This is a genomic window from Ruegeria sp. CH2 (assembly GCF_056537065.1).
On record NZ_JBQFQV010000041.1, the window covers coordinates 1 to 3120 of the forward strand.

The 3120-nt window shown below is 57.1% G+C and carries 4 protein-coding genes; all 4 read right to left on the reverse strand.

The window, feature by feature from the left end:
• Nucleotides 1–222: 222 nt before the first annotated feature.
• Entirely contained in the window at nt 223–384 is a 162-nt protein-coding gene (locus ACR0M9_RS20975; RefSeq protein WP_480774589.1) for a hypothetical protein, read from the reverse strand.
• Nucleotides 385–862: 478 nt separating this feature from the next.
• Nucleotides 863–1018 carry a hypothetical protein gene (locus tag ACR0M9_RS20980; protein ID WP_480774590.1) on the reverse strand — a complete coding sequence of 52 codons (156 nt, stop codon included), beginning with the start codon at nt 1016–1018 and terminating at the stop codon, nt 863–865.
• 49 nt (nt 1019–1067) lie between these two features.
• Entirely contained in the window at nt 1068–1670 is a 603-nt protein-coding gene (locus tag ACR0M9_RS20985) for a hypothetical protein (protein ID WP_480774591.1), read from the reverse strand.
• The gene (locus ACR0M9_RS20990) at nt 1667–3013 is read right to left on the reverse strand and encodes a DUF3560 domain-containing protein (protein WP_480774592.1); all 1347 of its coding nucleotides are present in this window, start codon (nt 3011–3013) and stop codon (nt 1667–1669) included. The genes ACR0M9_RS20985 and ACR0M9_RS20990 overlap by 4 nt, the downstream gene beginning before the upstream one ends.
• Nucleotides 3014–3120 lie beyond the last annotated feature (107 nt).

Sequence of the window (3120 nt, forward strand, 5' to 3'; positions counted from 1 at the left end):
TTACCCTTTGGGCCGAAACAAGCATGTGCAGGCGACTTGTGGCCGCGGTTAAAGCTGGCTCGGATGAGACAGGTTTATCCGCACCTGGGCCGCAGGGAGATCGCACTTGATTGGTACGGGTCGGAGGCCGGTCTGCCGGCGTCCGACTAGCACGCGGTCACGCGCCCATAGGCGCGGGATTTGCCAGTATCAGCCAACAACAACCCCATACCAATGCCGGGGCTATGGCTCCCGGCGTTTAGCTGTGAATGTGATCTTGATGACGAACAAGTTGACTTCGATGCTGAGGCTCAAGTCGATCTTCTGAAGCTGTTTTTTCACTGCTCTCAGACGACGAGCTGCAAGCCTGCGAAGCTGTTTGGATTTTTTGCGAATGTATTTCATGTCTGTCTCCTGTTGAAAATTCGCGGCTCTCGGACACGGCGGGAAAGCAGACCAGTCAACACGCGCGGCACGCGCCCCGAAGGGCTTGGTGTTTACTGGTCTGCGCGGCGTGTATCTTGGCCGCTCATTTTCAATGGGACAGATCGAAGGCAGGCGCGCAGGAAACCGGGGGTTCGCTTTGTAGCGGGCGATTTGGGGTGAAATGAAAAACGCGCGGAAGCTCTGAAGAACAGCAGTCGGCCCAGACTCGCGGCAACGATCGGGCCGACTGGCTCAAAAGAGCGTTTGTGTCGATTGCCGTCGACTCGGTGACGGTAACACAGCACCAACGGCCGTAAAAGTCGCTCAGGCCGCTAATGCGGCCCCGTGCGCTGGCAGCGCACAGTCCTGGCGAATTGGGGCTAACGGCCCCGGTTCGCCTGGACAACAAAGGGGAACAGACCAAAGCGCGCCACACATGGCGGCGCGCAAACGGTGGTCAAACCTCCTTTCCGTCGCTGTCAAAACGGCGAACTAATTGAAAATCAATGAAGCCGGACGAAACCAAATCGGCAAACTGTGCGCGGGCTTCGTCTGAATCGGCGTAGGTTTCCGGGTCGGCTCCATCCGGCAAGTCGATTTCGAAAAACTGCATTGCATCGCAAGCGATCCTGACAATTGGTTTTGTAGACATCGGCTTTCCCTCAGCGGCGGATTCTGATGATTTTCGTGTGAACGCTGGCCGTCGCAAAGGTGTCTGGCGGCAAGGTTTCGAGTTCTTCGGCCTCGTCGTGGTGGAAGGTGACAGGGACCAGGGCAACAAGGGTTGCCGGTTCGTCATACCCACCCCGCCCTAGCAGGGACAAAGCCGCCTCGATGTGGGCGCGGACCTGCTTAAAAGGCGGGTTCATGATGATGCGGGGAAACTGCGCGCGGCCTTTGACTTCCTCCGCATACTCAAGAAAACAACGGTTGATCGTGGGGCCGATGGTGCGCAGCTTTGCCGCAAGCGTGTTGTGGCGCTCGATCATGGTCAATTCGCAAGTGCTGTGACCTGATGAAATCAGCGCCTTTGCGAGCTGGCCGGTTCCGGCGCTTGGCTCCAAAGTAAGATAGTCACCTTGCGGCCCGAGATAACCAACCATCCGCGCAGCGACAGGATCAGGCGTAACGTGGCATTCGGTGAACTTATCAACGGCGATGACTTCAGGGGCCTTCAGCTCGTCCAGCTTGGGCGCATCCTGTCGCGCCCTAACCGGAATGGTTAGGGGCTTGTTTGGGCGGTAGTAGATGCTTGGGCGCGTCATTGGGCAATTTCCTCGTCAAAATCAGCGGGGGCGTCATGCTGCTTTTGATCGGTGATCAGGATAGCAGCCCACCCAGCCGAGAAACGCGGCCCTTCGTGGTTCGGGTTCGGTGCGATCCGCACCCGGAAAGCGCCACAAGCTGAAAGCCGCGTTCCCCTGTAGTCGGTGCCAATTTTGGCAAATTCGGCCTTGGTCATTTCTACCTGCGGAACAAACTCGACTGTTCTATTCCACGGGTTGCGAACCAAAAATTTGCCGCTCTGCGGTTTGAAATTCAGAATAGGCGGCTTTGCCGGTTTCTTTTCGGGCGGCACGTATCCGCAAGACTGCATCAAATTGCGCCACTCATCGGCGGATAGCTCAACGGTGCTGCCATCGGCCACATGAGCGGGCAAAGGGGCGTCACACTCAACAGAAAACAGATCGTCATCGACCTTTTTCCCTTTGGGTTTGTCTGCGCCGTGTTCGCGGACAAACATTTGCAACAGGGTCGGCGTAATCTCACCTTCAAAGCGCGGCACGTCGCCCAGCATTTCGCGTTCATATGACAGGCGGTTGAGGGTGTGAGTGATCCAGCGGGACAAGTGGTCGCTCTCGATGGTGCGTTTTGCGGCCTCGATGCACTGCGCGCGGGCCTCTGCATGTGTGGTCTTGCCGTCTGCGACTGCGGAATAGAGACCATAAGGCACCGAAGGGCTGCGGCCCAGAATGAAGCGGATTTGCTTGTCGGTGGTCGCGCTTTCCCACATTGCCAAGGCTTTATGCGCAGCGTTCAACCGGCGCTGAAGGTCGCGCAACTCGGCCAGTAGTTTCTTGATCCGGCGCGTGCGCACCTTGGGGTCATTCTTCCGGTTTGCATGACGTTCGACACCTGCCGCGCGATACTGCCAATAACCGATAGCACCATGAGCCTTAACGGCTTTGTCCATTGCGTTGTGCATCCGCTCTTGAGTCTTGCGGGCTTTGCGCTCGGAGTGATGCCCGACAAGGATAGGCTGACCAAATTCGAATGCGCGGGACAGTTCGTCAGCGGCCCGGTGAAATGCGTTTGCCTGTTCGGCGCGTTTCTGTGCGATCCCGTCCAGGCGATCCGCTTTGATCTGCGCCCGTTCGGCCATTGTGGTTTCTTCGGGTTCAATCTCTCCCGCCAGTTCAAGCGCAAGGTTTTCGCGGGCAACGGTCCACATAGGGGCGACGAACAATTCCTGTTTAGGTGCCCATTTGAAGCCTGCGGCTTTGACGCGCTCGTATGTGTCGGCGTCCAATCGCTCCGAGGCATACAAACGGATTTTATTGTCCTCGGGGGAGTAAGTTGCAGTGATATTAATATCAAAATCAGCCATTCGTGGCGTCTCCTTATCGTGGCGATGCGGTTGCCGATGTTTCCCGGCTATCCGCTAATGGGCGCGGCCTTCTGATCTGTTAGCTGATAGATGGACCACATCTATCG